This window comes from Kibdelosporangium persicum, assembly GCF_013280595.1.
GTDB lineage: Bacteria > Actinomycetota > Actinomycetes > Mycobacteriales > Pseudonocardiaceae > Kibdelosporangium > Kibdelosporangium persicum.
The window spans coordinates 403855-425587 of sequence record NZ_JAAATY010000002.1 but is presented as its reverse complement, the minus strand read 5'-3'; the positions used below and the strand labels follow the sequence as shown (position 1 = coordinate 425587).

The following is a 21733-nucleotide window of genomic DNA, read 5'->3' as shown; positions in this document are numbered from 1 at the left end:
CGTTTCAACCGGCCCGGCCGATGGCCTTCCAGCGCAGGCCCACCCGGGCCAGGTCGGCGCCGTCGAGCAGATCACGGGTGTCCACGACCGTGAAGCCGTCCATCAGCTCCGCCACCCTGGTCCAGTCCAATGTGCGGAACTCCGGCCACTCGGTGAGCACGACCACCGCGATCGCGCCCTTCACCGCCTCATAGGGATCGTCCACAAGGCGCATTCCCGGCAGTTCACCCGAAATTGCCGGATCGTGCGCGGTGACCTCCGCGCCTTCGGCGATCAGCGCGTCCGCGATCCGGATCGCCGGTGAGTCCCGCAGGTCGTTCGTGCCCGCCTTGAACGCCAGGCCCAGCAGGCCGATCCGCGCACCGCTGATCGTGCCGTCGCACGCCTGCCTGATCCGGTCGACCACGTCCTGCCGCTGACGGTCGTTCTGCTCGATCGCCGCCCGCAGCAACGCGAAGTCCAACCCGGCGGACTCGGCGACGTGCAGCAACGCGTTGGTGTCCTTGGGCAGGCACGACCCGCCCCAGCCGGGCCCGGGCCGGAGGAACGACCGGCCGATGCGCGGATCGAGGCCCATCCCCTCGGTCACCTCACGGACGTCCGCGCCGACCCGGTCGCACAGCTGCGCGATCGCGTTGACATAGGACAGTTTCACCGCGAGGAAGCAGTTGGCCGCGTACTTGACCATCTCCGCGCTGGCCGCGTCGAGCACGAGCGTCGGTGCCTGCAACGCCGCGTACAGTTCGCCGACCCGTTGCGCCGCTTCGCGATCCGCCGAACCGACGACGATGCGGTCGGGGTTCAGGAAGTCGTCGACCGCGCTGCCCTCCCGCAGGAACTCGGGATTCGCCACGATCGGCACGTTGACCATGTGCCGCAACCGGTCCGTGGTGCCGACCGGGACCGTCGACTTCGTCGCGACGGCACAGCCCGCCGGCAACAAGTCGCCGACCTCGGCGAGCACGGACTCGACCGCGCGCAGGTCAGCGGCGCCGTCCGCACCCATCGGCGTCGGGACGCAGAGGAAAAGCACGTCGGTGTCAGCCGAAACGGCGTTCGCCGCGCCCAGGACGAACTCCAGGTTGCCCGCCGCGAGCCCGCGCCTGACCAGCTCGTCCAGTCCGGGTTCGAGGATGTCCACGAGGCCGTGGCGCAGCCGGTCCACCTTGCCCTGATCGATGTCCGCGCAGACGACGTGATGTCCCAACGCGGCCAGGCAGGCCCCGGTGGTGAGGCCGACGTACCCGGTGCCGACCACCGCGATCCTTCGCTGCAATCGAACCACCCCCGTTCGTTACTGGGGACGGTCGCAGCCGGAGTTGACCGCCGCGAAAACTCCAGCTGGCGAGCTCGAATACTCCGTGCGACGCCACGCGGCTGGAACTCCCGGCTCACTCCGACATAGGGTCCCGCTGCATGGAGCACCGACATCTCGGTGAGTCCGGGCTCGTGGTCAGTGCCGTCGGACTCGGCTGCAACAACCTCGGCAGGCCAGGAACACCCGCGGAGTCACTCGCCGGATCGAGGGCCGTCGTCGGCGCCGCCCTCGACGCCGGGATCACCTTCTTCGACGTCGCCGACGTGTACGGCGCACCCCGCGGCCGCAGTGAGGAACTGCTTGGCCAGGCGTTAGCCGGCAGACGGGACCACGCGATCATCGCCACCAAGTTCGGCGTGGACATGCAGGGCGGCAACGGCCCCGACTTCGGCGCACGCGGCTCACGGCGGTACGTCCGGCGCGCGGTCGAGTCGTCGCTGCGCCGCCTGGGCACCGACTGGATCGACCTGTACCAGCTGCACCGCGCGGACCCGAAGACACCGATCGGCGAGACGCTCGGCGTGCTGTCCGAGCTGATCACCGAAGGCAAGATCCGCTACGCCGGCGTCTGCAACCTCGCGGGCTGGCAGATCGCCGACGCGGCGTGGACGGCACGGACCCAGCACGCGGCCCAGCCGATCGCCGCGCAGAACCACTACTCGCTGCTGGAGCGGGAGGCCGAGCGTGACGTCAACCCGGCCGCCCGGCGGTTCGGGCTCGGTGTGCTGCCGTACTTCCCGCTGGCCAACGGCCTGCTGACGGGCAAGTACCGGCGGGACAGCGAACCACCGCCCGGCGCCCGCCTGGCGGGCAGGCGCAAGCTGCTGGCCGAGGCACCGTGGGACCGGATCGAACGGCTCCGGGCGTTCGCCGACGAGCGGGGCATCTCGCTGACCACGCTGGCGATCTCCTGGCTGACCGCGCAGAACCCGGTGGCTTCGGTGATCGCGGGCGCGACCACGCCCGAGCAGGTCGTGGAGAACGCCGCCGCGGTCAAGTGGCGCCCGTCAGCCGAGGATCTCGCGCTCATCGACGAGATCTGCCCGCCTGGTCGCCGCTGACACCGTCTGTTCGAGCAGCAAGGCGATGGTCATCGGGCCGACCCCACCGGGGACCGGCGTGATCAGGCCCGCCTTGCCGGCCAGCTTGTCGAAGTCGACGTCGCCGACGTTGCCCTCGTTGTAGCCGGCGTCGATCACCACGGCGCCGGGCTTGACGTCGGTGATGAACCTGGGCTTGCCGACCGCGGCCACCACGATGTCCGCGGTCCGCACGATCTCGCCGAGGTTCTCCGTCCTGGAGTGGCAGATCGTCACGGTGGCGTCCTTCGCCAGCAGCAGCATGGCCACGGGCTTGCCCAGGATGGGGCTACGGCCGACCACGACGGCGTGCTTACCCTTCAGGTCGACCTCGTAGGCCTCCAGCAGCCGCATGATGCCGCCGGGCGTGGCCGAGGCGAACCCGGGCTCGCTGAACGCCATGGCCGCGAAGGAGTGCATGGTCACGCCGTCGACGTCCTTGCTCGGCGCGATCGCCTCGAAGGCCGCCCGCTCGTCGATGTGGTGCGGTACCGGGTGCTGCAACAGGATGCCGTCGACCCCGGGGTCCCGGGACAACTTGGTGATCTCCGCGACGAGCTGCTCGGTCGTGGTCTCCGCGGGCAGATGCACGAACCGGGACTCGATCCCGGCCTTGGCGCTTCGGTTGCGCTTCATCTTCACGTAGGTGACCGACGCCGGGTCCTCGCCCACGAGGACCGCGGCCAAACAGGGCTTCCGGCCGGTGCGCTGCTCGAACTCGTGGGCACGCTTGGTCGTCTGCTCGGTGATCTCCCGTGCGACATCGGTGCCGGACATCAGGGCCATCCGCGACTCCTTGCGGTGAGGAAATCGCCCAGGCGCGCGGCAGGACTCTGCGGAGCCGCTCCCCGGTGGTACTCCACCTGAACGCCAGTCACGGCCCAGGCCTCATGGTAATCGGTGGACCGCCATGTCCGCAGTCGCGCGGACCACGAAGGCGGCCGATGACGGCCGCCTTCACCAGGTCCTCAGGACGGGCGTCAACTACTGCTCGCGGAGTTTCGCGGCCAGTGCGTCGATCTCAGCGTCCAGGTCGGCTGCTTGTTTGGCCCGAGCCGCCCGGTCCTCTTCGTCAATGTTCTTGATCCGAGTTCGCTGGTTGTGGTCGAACCGGTGCAACTGCACGTCCATGTCACCGGCGTCCTGACGTTCACGCATGGTCACGTGCTTGTCATGCAGCCGGTTGGCCGTGTCCATCTGCCTGGAGACGAGAACGTCGTACTTGGTCGAACCGCTCATCAGCTTGGCCAACACAGGCATGCAGTCGATCGCGACGAGCAACAACCGCACCAGCCATTGGGCCACGAACACGAATGCGCTCTGGTCCGACAGACGCCCCAGCGCGGCTGCTTCGTCGAGGATTCCGATCTTGTTCTGATGACTGCGCTTCTCGTCGACCTTCGTCCTGATTGCAGTACTGATCTGCTGGGCGGCTGTCTGTTCGGCGTCCGCCCTCTTCCTGGTCATGTCGTCGACCAGGCTGTTCAACGCCAGCAGTTTCTCCTGGTGCTTGGTCAGCTGGCTGTCCACCTTGAACTTGTCGGCGATCTCCCGGTTACGCCGGCATTCCGGGCCGTTGCCGACAACCCCGGACAGCCCTTGGCCGCTGGTACCCGCGCATTCGTCCCGAGCCAGTTTTTCCTTCTGCTCCCACTGCGCGGTGAGGCCTTCGACCATCGCCTTGTGCTCGTCGCGATTCTTGACGACCGTGGCCAGCTCGTCCCGGGCGGCTTGCGGGGAGTTGGGGATGTTCACGAGCATCTCCGCACAGGCGGGGTTCGCGACGAGTTCACCACTCGGCGGATTGCAGTTGCGCAACGCGCTCTCGTAGCTGATCAGTTCCTGCTGACGGAAGTCCTGAACCTCCTTGTGGATGGCCGGCTGGAACACCCACAGCAACAGCGGTTCCGCGATCACCGCGCCGATCAGCACGGAGATCACCAGGCGAGGCAGGAACTTCACCACTCTGCTCACACTGGATATCCCGTGCGTGCTGGCCACCAGCCAGCTGTCCAACGTGATGATCAACAACGCCCACAGCATGGCCGCGGGAAGGATCACCACCCAAGGCGCGTCCACCAGCCGCGCAAGGGCGACCAGCAGTGAGATCCCGGCGAGCAGACCGGTGTTGAGCACGATCGCGCCCAGCCTGGTGTACTTGGGCCGCTCTTCGGGCACCCAATCGAGGATCTCCTCGCGGATCCCAGCGACCCGCCGCAGCCATGTGCTGGGGCCGGTGACCGAGACAGCCGGACGGTACGTTCCGAGTGGAACGTCAGCAGGCAGGGCACGGCTGACAATGTGGTGCTTAACCGGCATCCTCTTCCCTCACGCCCGTGTCCTCGTCGTCCTCGTCGTCCTCCAGGTCCACGTCCGCGGCACTGGGCAAAGCGGGCGTTTCGTCCGCGGGGCCCACCTGCGGCGCGTCGTCCTTGGTGGTGAGTTCGTCCACCAGGCGGTTGGGGTCGAGATTTGTCATGTCGAGGTACCCATGCTTGCCGAGTTCCCTGATCACCTCGAGTTTGATCTGCCGCTGCTGACGGACGTCCTCACGCCGGAAGCTCTCGTCTTCGCGCCGCCAGAGCAGCTGTTGCTGCTCGATGTCCCGTCGCCATCGACGATCTTCCGTGGACTGCTCCAACTGGGCACGTTCCATCGCCCGTTTGTGCTCGAGTTCGGCCGCCCGGTCCTCGCGCGCGTTGTCCTCGACCCGACGTGCTTCGGCCGACATCCGTTCCGCCATCTCGACTGGGCCGAGCAGGCCCTGTTCCCAGGCCAGCAGCAACACCCGCTGCGGGTCGTTGCGAATAGCCTCGGACAGCTCGTTCAACTCCAGGCGGTCCTCGCGCCGCTGGTACCTGTCGAAGTCCTTGCGTTCCGCCTCACGACTGAGGTCGTGGCGCTGTTGTTTGGTGGACCGCAGCTGGGTGTGTTCGTCCTGGTCCAACTCCCGTGCCTGGTCGAACCCCTGTTGCTCGGCCACGAGCCGATGCTGGCGTTGCTGCTGCGTGCGTTTGCGTTCGAATTCGGCCAGTCCGGCCGGAGTCAGTACCTCGACACTGCGGACTTCGATGTCGATCCCGGGCATCACCGGCGGTTTGACCGTCGCGAACGCCTTGACCTGAGCATTGACGTTCCGCCGGACCTCGTTGACGTCGTCGAGCTTGTGCGCCAGCCCCAGCTCGAAGATCCGGTTGTGGCTCTTGAGGTACGCACGAAGCATGGCCTGCGCGTCGGTCATCCCCTCACGCACCACCACTGCCGGGTTGGAGACGGTGCAGACGAACGTGACCTGCATGGTGAACTGGTCGGCGTCCTTCGACGGAATGCCCAGTTGCACCATGACCTCGGCGTTGCGGGTCATGTCGACCACGCTCACGTGCGAGGCTTCGACCACGTCCTCGGAGTTCAGCGCCCGTTCGGCGTTGTCCACCACGTAGTGGCCGTTGACCCGGTAGACCAGGACCTGGTGCGCGGCGGGCTTGGGCAGTTCACCAGACTCGCGTGCCCGTCCGCGCAAGCCAAGCCATCCACGCTTCTGGGACGGGTCAAGCGGTCGCTGTTGCACGATCGGGTAGCTCATCCCGTTTCCTTCTCCTGCGTTATCTGCGTTATCGCGTCGAGTAGCTGCTCGATCAAGGGAGACGTGTCCTTGCGGTTGCGGGCCTCCAGCGAGGCCAGATCCCGGCGTAAGGGCTCGTGTTCGTCGGCCGGGAGGCTGCTCGCCAGCGCCTCGCCCAAGGTGCGGGCGAGACTGCCCGGGTCATCGCTGATATCCCTGAGGTCCTTCAGCCCGTCCCGCAGGGCGATGAGCGCGTTCTTCCTGGTCGGACGGTTACGGATGACAGCTGCCCAAAGCCTGCCGAGTACACCTGCTTTCTCCGGGCGGTCATGGAGGTAGCGGATGACTGCCGAACGCCCTGTGCGCTCAGTGGCCAGAAGGACCATCACGGTCGCCGTCATCGTGACCTTCCTCAGCCACGGTTTCGGCCTCGTTTTGTTGAGTTGTCCGTCAAGCAGAACCAACACGATGCCCGCGTCGTCGGTCTCCTCGGTGAGCGTGCAGAACAGTGCGGCTAGCGCGTAGTAAGCGTCCCCTGCGACGGCGTCGCTCTGCCTGATCAGCTGCCACAGTCTCTTGGCCGCCTCATGGGGATACCGGACACCAAGGACCTGGCTGAACGAGACAGCAGCCGTCCACCGCCGCGCCGGAGTGCTGTTGGCCCACATCGTCGCGCGTTGCAAGGCCTCCGGTGCCAGCGTGTCGTCGAAGGACATCAGCCACAGCACGTAGATCGCGGTGATCTGGCCGGGCCAGCCCAGTTCACCGTCGGACCACGGCCAGATCAGATCGTCGACCTCGTCGAAAGCCGTCCTGGCCAGTTCGGTGAGCCCGGACGCGACTTCGAGGCCGTGTTCCTCGATGACGTCAGGAAGCCAAGCCCTGACGGCGTCCCAGAAGGGCGCGTCCATGCGTTGCCACAGTTCGGCCAGCACATGCTGCCGATACCTGCCCTCCGCGAAGTGGACTTGGTGGCGTGCGACGCCTTGGGCGTCGGCACGCACCACCTTGACCAGTCCGTCCTCGGGGTAGAGCTGACGCCGGTTCTGTGGCATCAGATCGGTGGGCGTGGGCCGATCCTCGGGTCCGCTGTCGACCGGGATGAACTCGTCGGCCTTCGACGCCAGGGCGGCCAGGAGGGACTCGAACGTGCGCTGACTGACTCCCGCCAAAAAGGCCAGTGCCGTCACGCTGAGCACTTCCTGGCGCGACCGTGGTTCGTTGAACCACTGGTGCACCTCCTGCGATGACGTCGTATCCAGCAAATCCAACGCGGCCGTCAGATCCTTGCCGTCGGCAATGCCCTTGGCCACGGCGGCGACGTCCGCGAGCTTGCGGCAGCCTGGCCACATCTCCACCAGTTCGGCGATCACCGTTTCCGGGTCCGCCATGGTGTCCAGATGTGCTCGCAGGACATCCCTGAACTCCGGCTGTTGCCAGTCGATGTGCGCCACGGCTTCGGCGGCAGCCTTGTCCGCCTTGCAGGTGGCGGTGACCACCAGAAAAGCTCCGTGGTCACGGACCCGGTCACGAACAGTGCGCCAGGTGAAGTCAGTGTCCGCGGCGCGGTCTTCCGTTTTGCGGTCGACGACTATGTATCCGTTGTTCTTGGCGTACTCGCGCTCGGCCAACTGCTTCAAGGTGATGATCGGCGAGAGCTGGGCCAACGGCCCGTCCGTCACCTCCCGCAGCAACGCGATGGCCGACAACCGCTTTCCTGTCCCAGCATCCCCTTGCAGAACGACTGCGTGGTCACTGCTCAGCGAGGCCAACGCGTCGTCGAAGGACGTTGGCGGCACGAACACCCGAAGTTCTTTCGCAATTTCCGGGTCATCGAGCCGTCCGGTGTCGGCACGCAGCCGGGCAGGCGGCCGCTCGGTCGCACCGAACACCGAGCCATGCGCATTGAGCGTCTCGATGGTGAAGTTCACGGCGGCGCCTTTGATCTGCTCACGCGAACTGTCGGCCTGTTTGCTCGCGGCGGGACCGGCTGCGGTCGCTGACGGACTCTCCGTCTTCTCGGGAGTTTCGGTCATCAGGGGTTCGAGACTCCGAAAACCGAGTTCGGCGCGTGAACGTAGTCCATTTTGTTGATCACCGAGGCGTGCAGGTGATCTCCGGACGCGGGCGGCGTCACCGGGGCCGACCCGGACTCGTCGACACTGAGCTCGGAAATCTCGTGTCCCGGAGCCCGCACCCATGCCTCTTCGGTGAACTCCTTGTTCTGGACCGCGACCCGACGGAAGTGCTCCGGCCGCAACGAGGTGTGCCGCTGGAGCACCACGTCTGTGTAGACCTGGCGGGACAGCACGACCACGAAGTCGATCTGGTCGTTCACGGCGAGAACCGCGCGCACCGGCGCACTGTCCACAAGCCGGCTGACCACAACGGGCCCCTGGCCGACGTGTCCGTTCGGTCCGGGAGTCGCCACCCCATAATGAATGGCCATCCGCACGCGCAGCCGCATTGCCGGCCGCAGCGAGTGGTTGTGTTTGGACAGTGCGGCGGCGAATTCACGCGGGTAGTCATCGACCACCTTCGGCTCAATGCCACTCATGTCCGCGGGCAGCGCGGCGAGTTCACCATCGCCGCCGGGCTGCTTGTCCCAAGTGGAGCGGTCGAGTCCACTGCGGAGCGCGGCGGTGTCCGCCGCCAGTAGCAGTGCGGCCTGAATGTCTTTCTGCTGAAGGTGATCCGCGCTCCCGTACCCCTTGGCGTCCATGGCGATGAACAGGCGACGAGTGAAGTCTTCTTCCACAGGCAACGTACCTACGTCCTTCGGCTGAGGCTGCCACGATCGGACGGTAGTTTGCCTGCGCGGAGTAACGGGAACTACGGAAAACTACGGGTTTGCCACATTTCGTTAGGCAAGATCGGCGAACTCCAACAGTGCGTCGAGGTTCAGAATGGTTACCTTACGGTAACTCCATCGAATGAGCCCGAGCGCCCCCAGCTTGCGGATGGCCATGCCGACCGCATCGGTTTTCGCACCGATAAGCCTGCCGAGCTCGGTCTGGGACAGATCCACTCCCAACTCGCGGCCATCCTGATGCAATCGTTCGCGCAATTCGATCAGCACCCTGGCAAGCCGGACAGGTACGTCATAGGCGGCGAAGTCGAGCCTTCGCCGGTTCGCCCAGTCAAGCCGGTCGGCGACCATCCGGCTGATCGCCTGCCAGGCACTGTTGTGCCGATCGAGAAACGCTTGGAAACTGTTCTTCGGGATCGCGTGCACAACGATCGGCATGCAAGTAGTGACCGTCGCACTTCGATGCGTCTCGCGTAGTGTCGCGAGTTCTCCCACGATGTCGCCGACGACGCGGATGCCCAGCAACGCCTCCGTTCCGTCGCGCAGCGAAGCAGTCACCTTGACACACGCCAGGTGCCCGTTCGGGCTGCCGCGCAGCAAGTACACGTTCGTGCTCGACTCACCCTGGCGGAGCAGGACCGCATTCGCCGGATACCGCATCGACGGTGCGAGAGAAAGCAACTCCTCGCGATGCTGTGTGGAAAGGCCGGCCATCAGGGTGCCTTTCGGCCATTGCTCCGGCAACGCGGTCCCCTAGTGTCGAGTGATCACTACACGTACACAGTCGGATGTCTCCCGTTGGGTGTTATCGCCCGAGCCCGGCTGACGCAAGGGCTGCCCTGACAGGGCGACGTCAGACCTGAGTCGTAGCGGTGGGTGATCTGGGACGTCCCTCGGAAGGACTCGAATACCGCACTGCCGGCCGACGCGGTCGTGGTGCTGCGCGGACGAGAGTGGAGGGCATGTGGGAGGTCATGGCGATCGTGCTCGGGGTCGTGGTGCTGGCCGCGTTGGCGGCGGTGCCGCTCGTGCTGCTGTTGCACGCGGTGGAACAACGGCAACCCGTTAAGGAGGTCACACCAAGCGACCGCGCCTGACCGCGACGGCTAGCCTCTCTCCCGTTCAGAGCCCAAAGGAGAGCAGGCATGCAGGTCAGCGGTATCGCGGCGGTGGTCACGGGTGGCGCGTCAGGTCTCGGCGGTGCGACCGCCCAGGCGCTGGCCAAGCAGGGCGCCAAGGTGTTCGCGCTCGATCTGCCCGGTGCGATCGAGAAGGCGGACGCCGTCGACGGGATCACGTACGTCGCGGCCGACGTGACCAGCCCGGAGCAGGTGCGGGCCGCGGTGGACCAGGCCGCGGGCGAGGCGCCGCTGCGGGTCGCGGTGAACTGCGCCGGGATCGGCACGGCCGGCCGGATCCTGTCCAAGAAGGGCGTCCACGACCTGGACGTCTACCGCAAGGTCATCGAGATCAACCTGATCGGCACGTTCAACGTGCTGCGGCTGGCGGCCGAGGCGATCGCCAAGACCGACGCCGACGAGAACGGCCAGCGTGGCGTGATCATCAACACCGCCTCGATCGCCGCGTTCGACGGCCAGATCGGCCAGGCCGCGTACTCGTCCTCCAAGGGCGGCGTGGTGGGCCTGACCTTGCCTGCCGCGCGGGATCTCGCCTCGTCCGGCATCCGCGTGATGACGATCGCCCCCGGCATCGTCGACACCCCGATGCTGGCCGGGGTGGGCGAAGAGTTCCGGGCCGCGCTGGCCGACGGCGTGCCGTTCCCGAAGCGCCTGGCGCTGCCCGCCGAGTACGCGAAGCTGGCGCTGGCGATCATCGACCACGACTACCTGAACGGCGAGGTCATCCGGATGGATGGTGCGCTGCGGATGGCTCCTCGGTAGCTGGGGCGGCGCGATTTGGTGTGGAGCCTCTGCGCCACACAAAATCGCGCCTTCGCTGTGGGCCGCCTGCGTCGCTCGTGGTCGCGATTCCCACCGCTAGGCCAACTTCGCGGTGAGCCAGTCGTGGAAGGCGGCGATGTGGTGCTCACTCGGCACCAGCACGCCGCCTTTCGCGTAAGCACGTGACGACATCGCGGGCTGACACCGTTCGCACGCGTCGAAGTCCTGTCGATTCACCCGGTGGAACAGCTCCACCGAACGCGACACGTCCTTCCCGCCGGCCACGACTTCCTTGGTGTAGAGCCAGTCGCAGACCACCACGGTCCGGTCGGCCGACCTCGGGAACATCCGGTGGAAGATCACGTGGTCGGGCACCAGGTTGATGAACACCTGCGGGTTCACCGTGATCGCGTAGTACTTGCGGTCCTGCTCCTCGCCCACCCCGCCGATCCTGTCGAAGCCCTCGCTGCCGTCGACCGTGAAACCCTGTGCCTCTTCGGCGAATGCCGCGCCGTGCCCGACGTAGTACTGCGCCGCGTACCCGTCGGCGAACTCCGGCAGGACCTCGGTGAGTTCCGGGTGGATGGTCGCGCAGTGGTAGCACTCCATGAAGTTCTCGATGATCAGTTTCCAGTTCGCCTTGACGTCGTAGACGATCCGGCGGCCCACGTCGAGCGTGTCCACTTCCCAGTGGTTGATCATCTCCGCGTCACCGAGACGCGCCCGGGCCGCGCCCACCACGGTGTCCTCAAAGGATGGTGGATCGCCGGCGAGGCAGACCCAGGCGTAGCCGAGCCATTCCCGCAGGTGCACGGGGATCAGGCCGTACTCGACCCGGTCGATGTCCGGCATCTTCGTCAGGTTCGGCGCGGCGACCAGTTTGCCGTCCAGGCCATAAGTCCAAGCGTGGTAAGGACATTGCAGCTGGCGTTTGGTCTCGCCCGCAGGCTCGACGCACAGCTTGGCGCCACGATGCCTGCAAACATTGAGGAAAGCCCGCAACCGCCCATCGCGCCCACGCACGATCAGAACGCTTTCGCGGCCCACGTCGGCGGTTTCGAACCTGCCGGGTGTGGCGAGGTCGGACGACCGCGCGACCGCGAACCACATCGACTCGAAGACCCGCTCCTGCTCGACGGCGAAGATCGACGGGTCGGTGTAGAAGCGGCCCGGCAGCGTGGCGAGCAGGCTGGGCGGCAGGCTGACGGTCAACTCAACACCCCTTCTGAGGCAAGCTCACGGCGCCAGCGCCCGAACAAGCGAGGCTGGTCGACGGCGAGCACGGCGACGGGCCGCGAGTCGCGGCGGTAGACGGCGACGAACGACATGTCCAGCGAGCCTTCGACGACTTCGACTTCGTCGCCGTCACGACGGTGACCGGCGAACTGCAACCGTGAGCCGTACTGGTCGGACCAGAAGTACGGCACGGAGTACCGCGTGGCGTGCACGCTGGTGCGGCCGAGCAAGCTCGCGGCGGCGATTTTGGGCTGCTGCAACGCGTTCGTCCAGTGCTCGAGACGGATCACCGTGCCCGCGTGGTCGTTGAACGAGGACGCACAGTCCCCCACGGCGACCACTTCGGGGATGTCGGTGATGCACCGTGCGTCGGTCACGACGCCGCCGTTGATGGTCAGTCCCGATCCGGCCAGCCATTCGACGTTCGGGACCGCGCCGATGCCGACGACCACGATGTCCGCCGGAATCTCCCGCCCGTCGGCCAACCGCACCGCGCGAACACGGGACGAGCCGACCAATCCGGACACCGGTACGCCCGTGATGAGCCGGACGCCGTTGCGGGCGTGCAATCCCGCGCAGACCTGGCCCATCTCCACGCCCAGCGGTCCGGCCATCGGCGTGGGCAGCGTTTCCACAACCGTGACGTCGAGCCCCAGTCGACGGGCGGTCGACGCGACTTCGGCGCCGATGAAGCCCGCGCCGATGACGACCACCGAGCCGCCCTGCCTCAGCTCCTCACGGAGAACCAGCGCGTCATCGAGCGTCCTGAGCGTGTGGACGCCCGCCGGACCTGGCATTTTCCGGGCGCGAGCACCTGTGGCCAGGACAACGCCGTCGGTCACGACGCGTTCGCCCGTGTCGAGCACGACCGCACGCTCCGACGGGTCCAGCGCGGCGGCGCGAGTGCCGAGGCGCCAGTCGATGTCCAGGAGGTTGTCGTCCGACGTGATCAGTGAGATGTCGTCGAGTGACGCGGAACCGTCCAGGAAGGTCTTGGACAACGGCGGCCGGTCGTACGGCTCGTGTCGCTCGTCGCCGAGCACGATGACGCGTCCCGCGAATTCCTGTGCTCGCAAGGCACGCGCGGCGGAAAGGCCGGCGAGTGAGGCGCCGACCACGGTGATCGTGCGCATCAGGTCGTGACCGGGACGGCGACGGCTAGTACGTAGACGTGACCGTCCTGGACCACCACCTCATGGGTGCGCACAGGAACCTTGGCGGGCGGGCCGGTCGGCTGACCGGTCCGCAGGTCGAAGCACGACGCGTGCAACGGGCACTCGATCAAACAGCCTTCCAGCCAGCCGTCGGCCAGCGAGGCGTCCTGGTGGGTGCACGTGTCGTCGATCGCGTACAGCTCGCCGTCCACGTTGAACACCGAGATCGGCGGGTCGCCGTCCACCCGGACCGCCTCGCCGGGACGGATGTCGGCCAGCGCGCAGACTGGAATCATGCTCAGCCTCCGTTGTGCGATACACAACAAGTCGTGCGATAAGCAACAGAGTGAGGCTTGGTTCGAGGTGCGTCAAGGGTTCAACCAGGGGAAGTACGTGACCGGTGAGTAAAGTTGCGGCATGGGGAACGAAAAGCCCGCCACGGTCCAGGTTCAGTCGGTAGACCGCGCGCTGGCGATCCTGGACATCCTGGCCATCCGAGGGGAGGCCGGGGTCACCGAGATCGCGGCCGAACTGGACGTGCACAAGTCCACGGCGTTCCGGCTGATCGGCGCGCTGGAACAGCGCCGGCTGGTGGAACAGGTGGCCGAGCGCGGCAAGTACCGCCTCGGGTTCGGCATCGTCCGGCTCGCCGGCGCCACCACCGCCAGACTCGATCTGCCCAGAGAGAGCCAGCCCGTCTGCGAGAGACTCGCGTCCGAACTGGACGAGACGGTGAACGTCGCGGTGCTGGACTCCGGGCAGGCCACCAACATCACGCAGGTCTACGGCACCGCGGCCGTGACGACCCGCAACTGGATCGGGCAGCGGACCCCGTTGCACGCCACCTCCAGCGGGAAGGTCCTGCTGGCCTGGGCGGACGAGGACGAACTGACCGCCGCGACGGACACATTGGAGCGCTACACCCCGTCCACGATCACCAGCCGGTCGAAGCTGCTGTCCGAACTGGACCTGATCCGCGAACGCGGCTGGGGCAGCACGAACGAGGAGCTGGAGATCGGGCTGAACGCGATCGCGGCGCCGATCAGGGGCGGCAGCGGCGACGTGATCGCCGCGGTCAGCGTCTCCGGGCCGGCCTACCGGCTCACCGTCGAGTCCTTCCCGGCGGTGGCCGAGACGCTCCGCGTCGGCGCCGCCGAGATCAGCTCCCGCGTGGGTTACTTCGGAGAGGCCTGAGTCAGCGGAACACGACCGTCCGGTGGCCGTTGAGCAGGACACGGCGCTCGACGTGCCACTGGACGGCTCGGGACAGGGCCAGGCATTCGGCGTCCCGGCCGATCACGGCGAGCTGGTTCGCGTCCTGGGTGTGGTCGACGCGGATCACCTCCTGCTCGATGATCGGCCCTTCGTCGAGGTCGGCCGTGACGTAGTGGGCCGTGGCGCCGACGACTTTCACACCACGTTCGAACGCCTGGTGGTAGGGCTTGGCGCCCTTGAAACCGGGCAGGAACGAGTGGTGGATGTTGATCACTCGTCCGTCCAGCTTCCGGCACAGGTCGTCCGAGAGGACCTGCATGTAGCGGGCGAGCACGGTCAGCTCGATGTCGTGGCGTTCGAGCAGTTCGAGCAGGCGTGCCTCGGCGTCCGCTTTGGTCTCGCTGGTGACCGGGATGTGTTCGAACGGGATGCCGTAGGTCCGGGCCAGCGGCTCGAAGTCGCGGTGATTGGACACGATCAACGGAATGTCGATCTTCAGCTGACCGGTCCGCCAGCGGTAGAGCAGATCGTTGAGGCAGTGCCCGAACCGGGACACCATGATCAGCACGCGTGGGCGTTCGTCCACCGCGTGCAGCTGCCATTCCATGCCGTAGACGGTCGCGGTCCTGGCGAAGGACGCGCGCAGGGTCTCCAGCGCGACCGGTTCGCGGCGGGCGGCGAAGTGCACGCGCATGTAGAACCGTTCCGAGTCGAACTGGCGGTTGTCGACGATGTCGCAGCCGTGGTCCAGCAGGAACCCGGAGACCGCGTGCACGATCCCGAGTTGCTCGGGGCAGGTGAGGGTCAGCACGAACTCATCGCTCACGGCGACCTCCTGTTGCGCTGTACGCGACATAAAACGCAATAAGCAACAGTTTCGGCAGCGGTTGGCGTCGGCGTCAACCCCGGCTAGCCTGCTAATGCTTCGCATTACGAACGGGGTTGGGTATTACGCAACACATGGAGGGTGCGATGGGCTACGACCACATCATCGTCGGCGGCGGGTCGGCCGGCTGCGCGCTGGCCAACAGGCTGTCCGCGGACCCCTCCACAAAAGTGCTGGTCCTGGAGGCAGGCAGGCCGGACTGGAGCTGGGACGTCTTCATCCACATGCCCGCCGCGCTGACCATGGTCATCGGCAACCGGTTCTACGACTGGAAGTACCACTCCGAGCCGGAACCGTTCATGGGCGGCCGCCGGGTCTCGCACGGCCGCGGCAAGGTGCTCGGCGGTTCCAGCAGCATCAACGGCATGATCTTCCAGCGCGGCAACCCGCTGGACCTGGAACGCTGGGCCGCCGACCCGGGCATGAAGGACTGGGACTACGCGCATTGCCTGCCGTACTTCAAGAAGATGGAGAACTGCCTGGCAGGCGGTGACGCGTGGCGCGGCGACGACGGGCCGCTGGTGCTGGAACGCGGCCCGGCCACCAATCCCCTGTTCGGCGCGTTCTTCCGGGCCGTGCAGCAGGCCGGCTACCCGATCACCAAGGACGTCAACGGTTTCCAGCAGGAAGGCTTCGCCAAGTTCGACCGGAACATCCACAAAGGACGGCGACTCTCCGCGGCCCGCGCGTACCTGCACCCGGTGATGGACCGTCCGAACCTGACGGTCAAGTGCTACACGCACGTCAACAAGGTGCTGTTCGACGGCAAGCGCGCGACCGGCGTGGAGATCAGCCGGTTCGGCCGGACCAGAACGGTGCGCGGCAAGGAGGTCATCCTCTGCGGCGGCGCGATCAACACACCCCAGTTGCTCCAGCTGTCCGGCATCGGCAACGCTTCCGAGTTGCAGGCGCTGGGCATCGACGTGGTCGACGACCTGCCTGGCGTCGGCGAGAACCTGCAGGACCACCTCGAGGTCTACGTGCAGCACGCGTCCAAGAAGCCCGTGTCGCTCAACCCCGCGCTGAAGTGGCGCAACCGTCCGCTGATCGGCCTGCAGTGGCTGCTGGGCAGGAAAGGCCCGGCCGCCACCAACCACTTCGAGGGCGGCGGATTCGCCCGCAGCAACGAGGACGTCGAGTACCCGAACCTGATGTTCCACTTCCTGCCTTTGGCCGTGCGCTACGACGGTTCGCAGCCGACCGCGGGCCACGGCTACCAGGTGCACATCGGGCCGATGTACTCCGACGCCCGCGGCTCGGTGAAGATCAGGTCCACCAATCCGCGGGAGCACCCGGCGCTGCGGTTCAACTACCTGTCCACCGACCAGGACCGGCGGGAATGGGTCGAGGCGATCCGGGTCGCCCGCGAGATTCTCGGCCAGCCCGCGTTCGACGAGTTCAACGACGGCGAGATCTCGCCAGGGCCCGGGGTCCGGACCGATGAGCAGATCCTCGAATGGGTCGCCAAGGACGCCGAGACCGCGTACCACCCGTCGTGCACGGCGAAGATGGGCGTCGACGACATGTCCGTTGTGGACCCGGCGACCATGCGCGTGCACGGCGTCGAGGGCCTGCGTGTGGTGGACGCGTCGGTGTTCCCGTACGTCACCAACGGCAACATCTACGCGCCGGTGATGATGGTCGCCGAGAAAGCCAGCGACCTCATCCTCGGCAACACGCCACTGCCGCCGTCCGACGTCACCTTCTACCGCCACCACAAGCCATGAGGGCCGGCGGCGAGAGCGGGAGCACGATCCAGTCCGTCGACCGGGCGTTGACCGTGCTCCGGCTGCTCGCCCGGCACGGCGAACTGGGCGTCACCGAGATCGCGGCCAAGCTGAAGGTGCACAAGTCGACGGCGTTCCGCCTGGTCACCACACTGGAACTGCACGACCTGGTGGAACAGCACTCGGAACGCGGCAAGTACCGGCTGGGCGTCGGCGTGCTGCAACTCGCCGGCGCCACCACGGCCAAGCTCGACCTGGTGCAACGGGCCAAGCCCGTGTCGCAGCGGCTGGCCGAGGTGGTCGGCGAGACCGTGAACATCACGGTCCTGTCCGGTCATGAGGCGTTGTACGTCGACCAGGTCGCCGGTTCGGCGGCGCTGCAGTTGCACAACTGGGTCGGCCAGCGGATTCCGTTGCACGCCACGTCAAACGGCAAGGTGCTGCTCGCGAGCCTGTCCGAAGTGCGGTTCGACGAGCTGACGTCGGGCACGCTGAAGCGCTTCACCGACAAGACCATCACCGACCGCGCCGAACTGCGGGCCCAGGTCGACGAGGTCCGGCAGCGCGGCTACGCGGTCGCCATCGACGAGCTCGAGATCGGGCTCACCGCCATCGCCGCACCGATCAGCAGCGCCGACGGAACAGTGGTCGGATCCATCAGTGCTTCCGGTCCCGGCTTCCGCATCACACCTGATCACGTGCCGGATGTCGCCGCCAGAGTGGTGGCCGCCGGACGGGAGGTGTCCCGCAGACTGGGATGGCATGGCCACTGAAAACCCATTTGCACCACGACGCGGTCTTGACTAAGAACCGGTCGTAGAATGATGGTGTTCCATGCACGGAACTCAGGTGCACGATACGCAACAACCGGTCATCTCTGTCCGGAACCTCTGGAAGGTGTTCGGACCCAAGGCCGCGCGGGTTCCCGGCTCGGCCGAGCTGGGTGCGCTGTCCCGGCGGGAACTGATGGACCGTACCGGCTGCACGGCCGCGGTCCGCGACATCGATTTCGACGTCGCCCCCGGCGAGGTCTTCGTGGTGATGGGCCTGTCCGGGTCGGGCAAGTCGACCCTGGTGCGCTGCCTCACCCGGCTGGTCGAGCCGACCGCGGGCGAAGTGATCTTCGAGGGCGAGGACATCCTCGCCTGCGACCCCAAGCGGCTCAGAGACCTGCGACGGCACAAGTTCGCCATGGTGTTCCAGCACTTCGGGCTGCTGCCGCACCGGTGTGTCGTCGACAACGTGGCGTACGGCCTGGAGATCCGTGGCGTGGCCAAGGCCGAACGGACCAAGCGCGCCAAGGAGGTCATCGAACTCGTCGGCCTCGGCGGGTACGAGATGTCCTACCCCGACCAGCTCTCCGGCGGCATGCAGCAACGAGTCGGGCTCGCCCGTGCGCTCGCCGTCGACCCGGACGTGCTGCTGTTCGACGAGCCGTTCTCCGCGCTCGACCCGCTGATCAGGCGGGACATGCAGAGCGAGGTGATCAGGCTGCACCGCGAGGTCGGCAAGACGATGGTGTTCATCACCCACGACCTGTCCGAGGCGCTCAAGCTCGGCGACCGCATCCTGATCATGCGGGACGGCGCGCTCGTCCAGATCGGCACGGGTGACGAACTGGTCGCCGCACCGGCCGACGACTACGTCCGCGACTTCGTGCGGGACGTGCCGCGCTCGCACGTGCTGACGCTGAAGTGGATCATGCGCCCGCCGCGGGACGACGACCCGCTCGACGGGCCGGAACTGGGACCGGACGTGGTCGTCCGGGAGGCGACGCGCAGCGTGCTCGCGGCGGAGAAGCCGGTGAAGGTCGTCAGGGACGGTGAACTGCTCGGCATCGTCGGCGACGAGGAGATCCTGTCGGTCATCGCGGGAGGAAGTGACTCCTGATGGCGGCGACATCGAGTTCCCCGGTGTCCAGGACGCTGCCCAGGGTGCACATCGTGGTGCGCGACCGCGGCCGGATCGTGCTCGGCATCCTGGCCGTGTGGCTGCTGCTGTGGGTGTTCCTGCGTGGGATGCACACACTGGCCCTCGGCGGCGCGCAGCTCACGTCGGTCCACCACTGGTTCAACAACCTCAACGACGTGATCGGGGCGAACCGCAACTCCAACCCGGTCTTCCTGTACTTCTTCAACTACATCCGGCTGTTCGTCGACGAGTTCGTCATCTTCGTCCAGTCGGTCATCGCCCAGCCGTCCTTCGGCAGGCCGTTACCGCTGATCGGCTGGCTCGGCGTGGTCGCGCTGGTCGGCTTCGTGTCGTACGCCGTGGCCAACATCCGTGTCGCGGTGCTGGCCACCGCCGGGTTCTTCGTCCTTGGTCTGCAAGGGTTGTGGCGCGAAAGCATGGACACGCTCGCGCTCACGCTGGCCGCCGTGATCATCTCGCTGGTGATCGGCATCCCGCTGGGCATCTGGGCGGGCCTGTCCGACCGGTTCGCCAGGCTGATCACACCGGTGCTGGACTTCATGCAGATCATGCCGTCGTTCGTGTACCTGGCGCCGTTGACGCTGTTCTTCCTGATCGGCCCGGCGTCCGCGACGATCGCGACCCTGATCTACGCGGCCCCGCCGGTGATCCGGCTGACCGCGCACGGCATCAGATCCGCGCCGCACGACACCGTCGAGGCGGGCGAATCGCTCGGTTCGACCAGAACCCAGATGCTGACGAAGGTTCTGCTGCCCGCGGCGAAACGGACCATCGTGCTCGGCGTGAACCAGACGATCATGGCGGCGCTGGCGATGGTCACCATCGCGGCCCTGATCGACGCGCCGGGTCTGGGCAAGACGGTCATCAAGGCGTTGCAGACACTCGATGTCGGCACCGCGTTCAACGCCGGCCTGGCGATCGTCGTGATGGCGATCGTGCTCGACCGCGTCACCACCGCGGCCGCGGACCGGGGCCGCCGGCGGCCGAACCGGATCGTCCTGCTGGCCGGCGCGGCGGCGACGGTGTTCGCGATCTGGTTGTCGTACACCTATCTCTGGGCCGCGGAGTTCGATGCACGGCTGGACATCGGCAGCACCATCGTCTTATGGGCCGGGGAAGCGACTGACTGGGTGCAGTCGACCCTCGCGCCGGTCACCAACGGCATCAAGGACGCCTTCACGTGGGTGCTGATCGACCCGTTGCAAGCCTTGCTCGCCGACTCGCCGTGGTGGCTGGTAGCCGTGGCGATCGTCGCGATCTCGGTGGTGATCGGCAGTGTGCGGGCAGCCATCGTGTCCGCGGTGTGCTTGGGATTGCTTGTCGCGACGGGATTGTGGTCCGACGGCATGACCACGTTGGCGTCGACGCTCGTGGCCACGGTGTTCACGATGGTCATCGGGGTCGTCGTCGGCGTGTGGATGGGCCGTTCGCAGCGGGCCGACCGGGTGATCCGGCCGGTGCTCGACGCGGCCCAGACCATGCCCGCGTTCGTGTACCTGGTGCCGTTCCTGGCCTTGTTCGCGGCCAGCAGGTTCACCGCGATCGCCGCGGCGGTCGTGTACGCGGCACCGGTCGCGGTGAAGATCGTCGCGGACGGGATCCGCGGCGTGTCGGCGACGACAGTGGAGGCGGCGGTGGCGTCCGGCTCCAGCACCTGGCAGACGATCACCAAGGTGCAGCTGCCGATGTCGGTCCGGGCCCTGACGCTGGCCACCAACCAGGGATTGATCTACGTGCTCTCGATGGTCGTCGTCGGCGGCCTGGTCGGCGCGGGAGCGCTCGGTTACGACGTCGTCGCGGGGTTCTCGCAGGGCCAGCTCTACGGCAAGGGACTGGCGGCCGGTATCGCGATCGTGTTGCTCGGAGTGATGCTCGACCGCCTGACTCAGGCGGCGGCCAACCGCACGCAAAGAGGAGGTTCACGGTGAAGAGGACTCTGGCGGTCGTGTTCACGGTCGCGGGGCTGGCGTTGACCGGCTGCGGCGGCGCGAAGGTCGGTGAGAGCCCTGGTGGCGGTGGCGGCGGCGGTTCGCAGGCGTCGTGCGGCGAGTTCAAGATCGCGATCAACCCGTGGGTCGGCTACGAGGCCAACGCCGCGGTGATCGCGTACGTCGCGGAGAAGAATCTCGGCTGCCGGGTGACCAAGAAGGACCTGAAGGAGGAAGTGGCCTGGCAGGGCTTCGGCACCGGCGAAGTGGACGCGGTGGTGGAGAACTGGGGCCACGACGACCTGCGCAAGAAGTACATCGACGAGCAGAAGACCGGCGTCTCGGCCGGGTCGACCGGGGTGAAGGGGCAGATCGGCTGGTACGTCCCGCCGTGGCTGGCCAAGCAGCACCCGGACATCCTGGACTGGAACAACCTGAACAAGTACGCGGAGATGTTCCGGACCTCCGAGTCCGGCGCCCAGGGTCAGCTGCTCGACGGCGACCCGTCGTTCGTGACCAACGACGAGGCGCTGGTGAAGAACCTCGGCCTGAACTACAAGGTGGTCTACGGCGGCAGCGAGACCGCGTTGATCCAGGCGTTCAAGCAGGCCGAGGAGCGCAAGACGCCGCTGATCGGTTACTTCTACTCGCCGCAGTGGCTGTTCTCGGAGATCAAGCTGGAGAAGGTGAAGCTGCCGCCGTACACGCCGGGCTGTGACGCGGTGCCGGAGAAGGTCGCCTGTGACTACCCGGACTACGACCTGGACAAGATCGTCAGCAAGAAGTTCGCCGACGCCAACGGTCCGGCGTACCAGCTGGTGAAGAACTTCAAGTGGACCAACGACGACCAGAACATCGTCGCCAGGTGGATCGCGGTGGACAAGATGAGCCCGGACGCCGCGGCCAAGAAGTGGGTGGACGAGAACCCGGACAAGGTCAAGGCCTGGCTGCCGAGTTCCTCCTGATCAGCCCTCGTGAGTGTTTGT

General features: G+C 66.8%; 20 protein-coding genes and 1 riboswitch. Of the genes, 9 read left to right on the top strand and 11 right to left on the bottom strand.

All coding sequences use genetic code 11. From position 1 onward, the window contains the following. Nucleotides 1-4: 4 nt before the first annotated feature. The gene (locus GC106_RS06545) at nt 5-1276 is read right to left on the bottom strand and encodes a UDP-glucose dehydrogenase family protein (RefSeq protein ID WP_217280091.1); all 1272 of its coding nucleotides are present in this window, start codon (nt 1274-1276) and stop codon (nt 5-7) included. Between the two features lie 140 nt (nt 1277-1416). Between GC106_RS06545 and GC106_RS06540 the strand changes: the two genes are divergently transcribed. After that, nucleotides 1417-2379: an aldo/keto reductase gene (locus GC106_RS06540; RefSeq protein WP_173125423.1), complete on the top strand. Its 963-nt coding sequence runs from the start codon at nt 1417-1419 to the stop codon at nt 2377-2379. Here the strand turns inward: GC106_RS06540 and GC106_RS06535 are convergent. From GC106_RS06535 to GC106_RS06510, 6 genes are all read right to left on the bottom strand, one after another. Then, nucleotides 2326-3183 carry a bifunctional 5,10-methylenetetrahydrofolate dehydrogenase/5,10-methenyltetrahydrofolate cyclohydrolase gene (locus tag GC106_RS06535; protein ID WP_173125421.1) on the bottom strand — a complete coding sequence of 286 codons (858 nt, stop codon included), beginning with the start codon at nt 3181-3183 and terminating at the stop codon, nt 2326-2328. The genes GC106_RS06540 and GC106_RS06535 overlap by 54 nt on opposite strands. A 19-nt stretch (nt 3184-3202) precedes the next feature. Further along, nucleotides 3203-3285: riboswitch (ZMP/ZTP riboswitch) on the bottom strand. A 96-nt stretch (nt 3286-3381) separates the two neighbouring features. Beyond that, a complete protein-coding gene (locus tag GC106_RS06530; protein WP_173125419.1) occupies nt 3382-4716 on the bottom strand; it encodes a DUF4407 domain-containing protein in 1335 nt (444 codons plus the stop codon). Further along, nucleotides 4706-5980 (bottom strand): hypothetical protein, encoded by a 1275-nt coding sequence (locus GC106_RS06525; RefSeq protein WP_173125418.1) that lies wholly within the window; start codon nt 5978-5980, stop codon nt 4706-4708. Before GC106_RS06525 ends, GC106_RS06530 begins: the two co-directional genes overlap by 11 nt. Further along, a complete protein-coding gene (locus GC106_RS06520; protein ID WP_173125416.1) occupies nt 5977-7995 on the bottom strand; it encodes a hypothetical protein in 2019 nt (672 codons plus the stop codon). Before GC106_RS06520 ends, GC106_RS06525 begins: the two co-directional genes overlap by 4 nt. Continuing rightward, nucleotides 7995-8717 (bottom strand): hypothetical protein, encoded by a 723-nt coding sequence (locus GC106_RS06515; RefSeq protein ID WP_312872490.1) that lies wholly within the window; start codon nt 8715-8717, stop codon nt 7995-7997. The genes GC106_RS06520 and GC106_RS06515 overlap by 1 nt, the downstream gene beginning before the upstream one ends. A 105-nt stretch (nt 8718-8822) precedes the next feature. Beyond that, a complete protein-coding gene (locus GC106_RS06510) occupies nt 8823-9512 on the bottom strand; it encodes a Crp/Fnr family transcriptional regulator (RefSeq protein ID WP_217280090.1) in 690 nt (229 codons plus the stop codon). 218 nt (nt 9513-9730) lie between these two features. Here GC106_RS06510 and GC106_RS48695 point away from each other — a divergent pair, with 218 nt between their 5' ends. Continuing rightward, nucleotides 9731-9865, top strand: a complete 135-nt coding sequence (locus GC106_RS48695) for a hypothetical protein (protein WP_281368385.1) — start codon at nt 9731-9733, stop codon at nt 9863-9865. 48 nt (nt 9866-9913) lie between these two features. Further along, nucleotides 9914-10669: an SDR family NAD(P)-dependent oxidoreductase gene (locus GC106_RS06505; RefSeq protein WP_173125414.1), complete on the top strand. Its 756-nt coding sequence runs from the start codon at nt 9914-9916 to the stop codon at nt 10667-10669. 96 nt (nt 10670-10765) lie between these two features. On the opposite strand, the gene GC106_RS06500 is transcribed toward GC106_RS06505, so the two are convergent. Genes GC106_RS06500 through GC106_RS06490 form a run of 3 tightly spaced genes read right to left on the bottom strand, consistent with a single transcriptional unit; the run spans nt 10766 to nt 13355 of the window. Beyond that, nucleotides 10766-11881 (bottom strand): aromatic ring-hydroxylating oxygenase subunit alpha, encoded by a 1116-nt coding sequence (locus GC106_RS06500; protein WP_173125412.1) that lies wholly within the window; start codon nt 11879-11881, stop codon nt 10766-10768. Then, nucleotides 11878-13038, bottom strand: a complete 1161-nt coding sequence (locus GC106_RS06495; protein ID WP_173125410.1) for an NAD(P)/FAD-dependent oxidoreductase — start codon at nt 13036-13038, stop codon at nt 11878-11880. Before GC106_RS06495 ends, GC106_RS06500 begins: the two co-directional genes overlap by 4 nt. Beyond that, complete coding sequence (locus GC106_RS06490; protein WP_173125408.1) at nt 13038-13355, bottom strand: bifunctional 3-phenylpropionate/cinnamic acid dioxygenase ferredoxin subunit; 318 nt, start codon at nt 13353-13355, stop codon at nt 13038-13040. Before GC106_RS06490 ends, GC106_RS06495 begins: the two co-directional genes overlap by 1 nt. Before the next feature lie 121 nt (nt 13356-13476). Here GC106_RS06490 and GC106_RS06485 point away from each other — a divergent pair, with 121 nt between their 5' ends. Then, nucleotides 13477-14253: an IclR family transcriptional regulator gene (locus GC106_RS06485; protein ID WP_173125406.1), complete on the top strand. Its 777-nt coding sequence runs from the start codon at nt 13477-13479 to the stop codon at nt 14251-14253. Between the two features lies 1 nt (nt 14254). Here GC106_RS06485 and purU read toward each other — a convergent pair whose 3' ends face one another. After that, nucleotides 14255-15100 (bottom strand): formyltetrahydrofolate deformylase, encoded by an 846-nt coding sequence (gene purU, locus GC106_RS06480; protein WP_312872476.1) that lies wholly within the window; start codon nt 15098-15100, stop codon nt 14255-14257. 146 nt (nt 15101-15246) lie between these two features. Between purU and betA the strand changes: the two genes are divergently transcribed. The 5 genes from betA to GC106_RS06455 all read left to right on the top strand — a co-directional run bounded on the left by betA (nt 15247) and on the right by GC106_RS06455 (nt 21712). Continuing rightward, nucleotides 15247-16887, top strand: coding sequence for a choline dehydrogenase (gene betA, locus GC106_RS06475; RefSeq protein WP_173125402.1), 1641 nt, complete (start codon nt 15247-15249; stop codon nt 16885-16887). Then, nucleotides 16884-17660 (top strand): IclR family transcriptional regulator, encoded by a 777-nt coding sequence (locus GC106_RS06470; RefSeq protein WP_173125400.1) that lies wholly within the window; start codon nt 16884-16886, stop codon nt 17658-17660. Before betA ends, GC106_RS06470 begins: the two co-directional genes overlap by 4 nt. Before the next feature lie 124 nt (nt 17661-17784). Then, nucleotides 17785-18777 carry a quaternary amine ABC transporter ATP-binding protein gene (locus GC106_RS06465; RefSeq protein ID WP_312872475.1) on the top strand — a complete coding sequence of 331 codons (993 nt, stop codon included), beginning with the start codon at nt 17785-17787 and terminating at the stop codon, nt 18775-18777. Beyond that, a complete protein-coding gene (locus GC106_RS06460) occupies nt 18777-20747 on the top strand; it encodes an ABC transporter permease (RefSeq protein WP_173125395.1) in 1971 nt (656 codons plus the stop codon). The genes GC106_RS06465 and GC106_RS06460 overlap by 1 nt, the downstream gene beginning before the upstream one ends. Further along, nucleotides 20744-21712 (top strand): ABC transporter substrate-binding protein, encoded by a 969-nt coding sequence (locus GC106_RS06455; RefSeq protein ID WP_173125393.1) that lies wholly within the window; start codon nt 20744-20746, stop codon nt 21710-21712. Before GC106_RS06460 ends, GC106_RS06455 begins: the two co-directional genes overlap by 4 nt. Nucleotides 21713-21733: the final 21 nt, after the last annotated feature.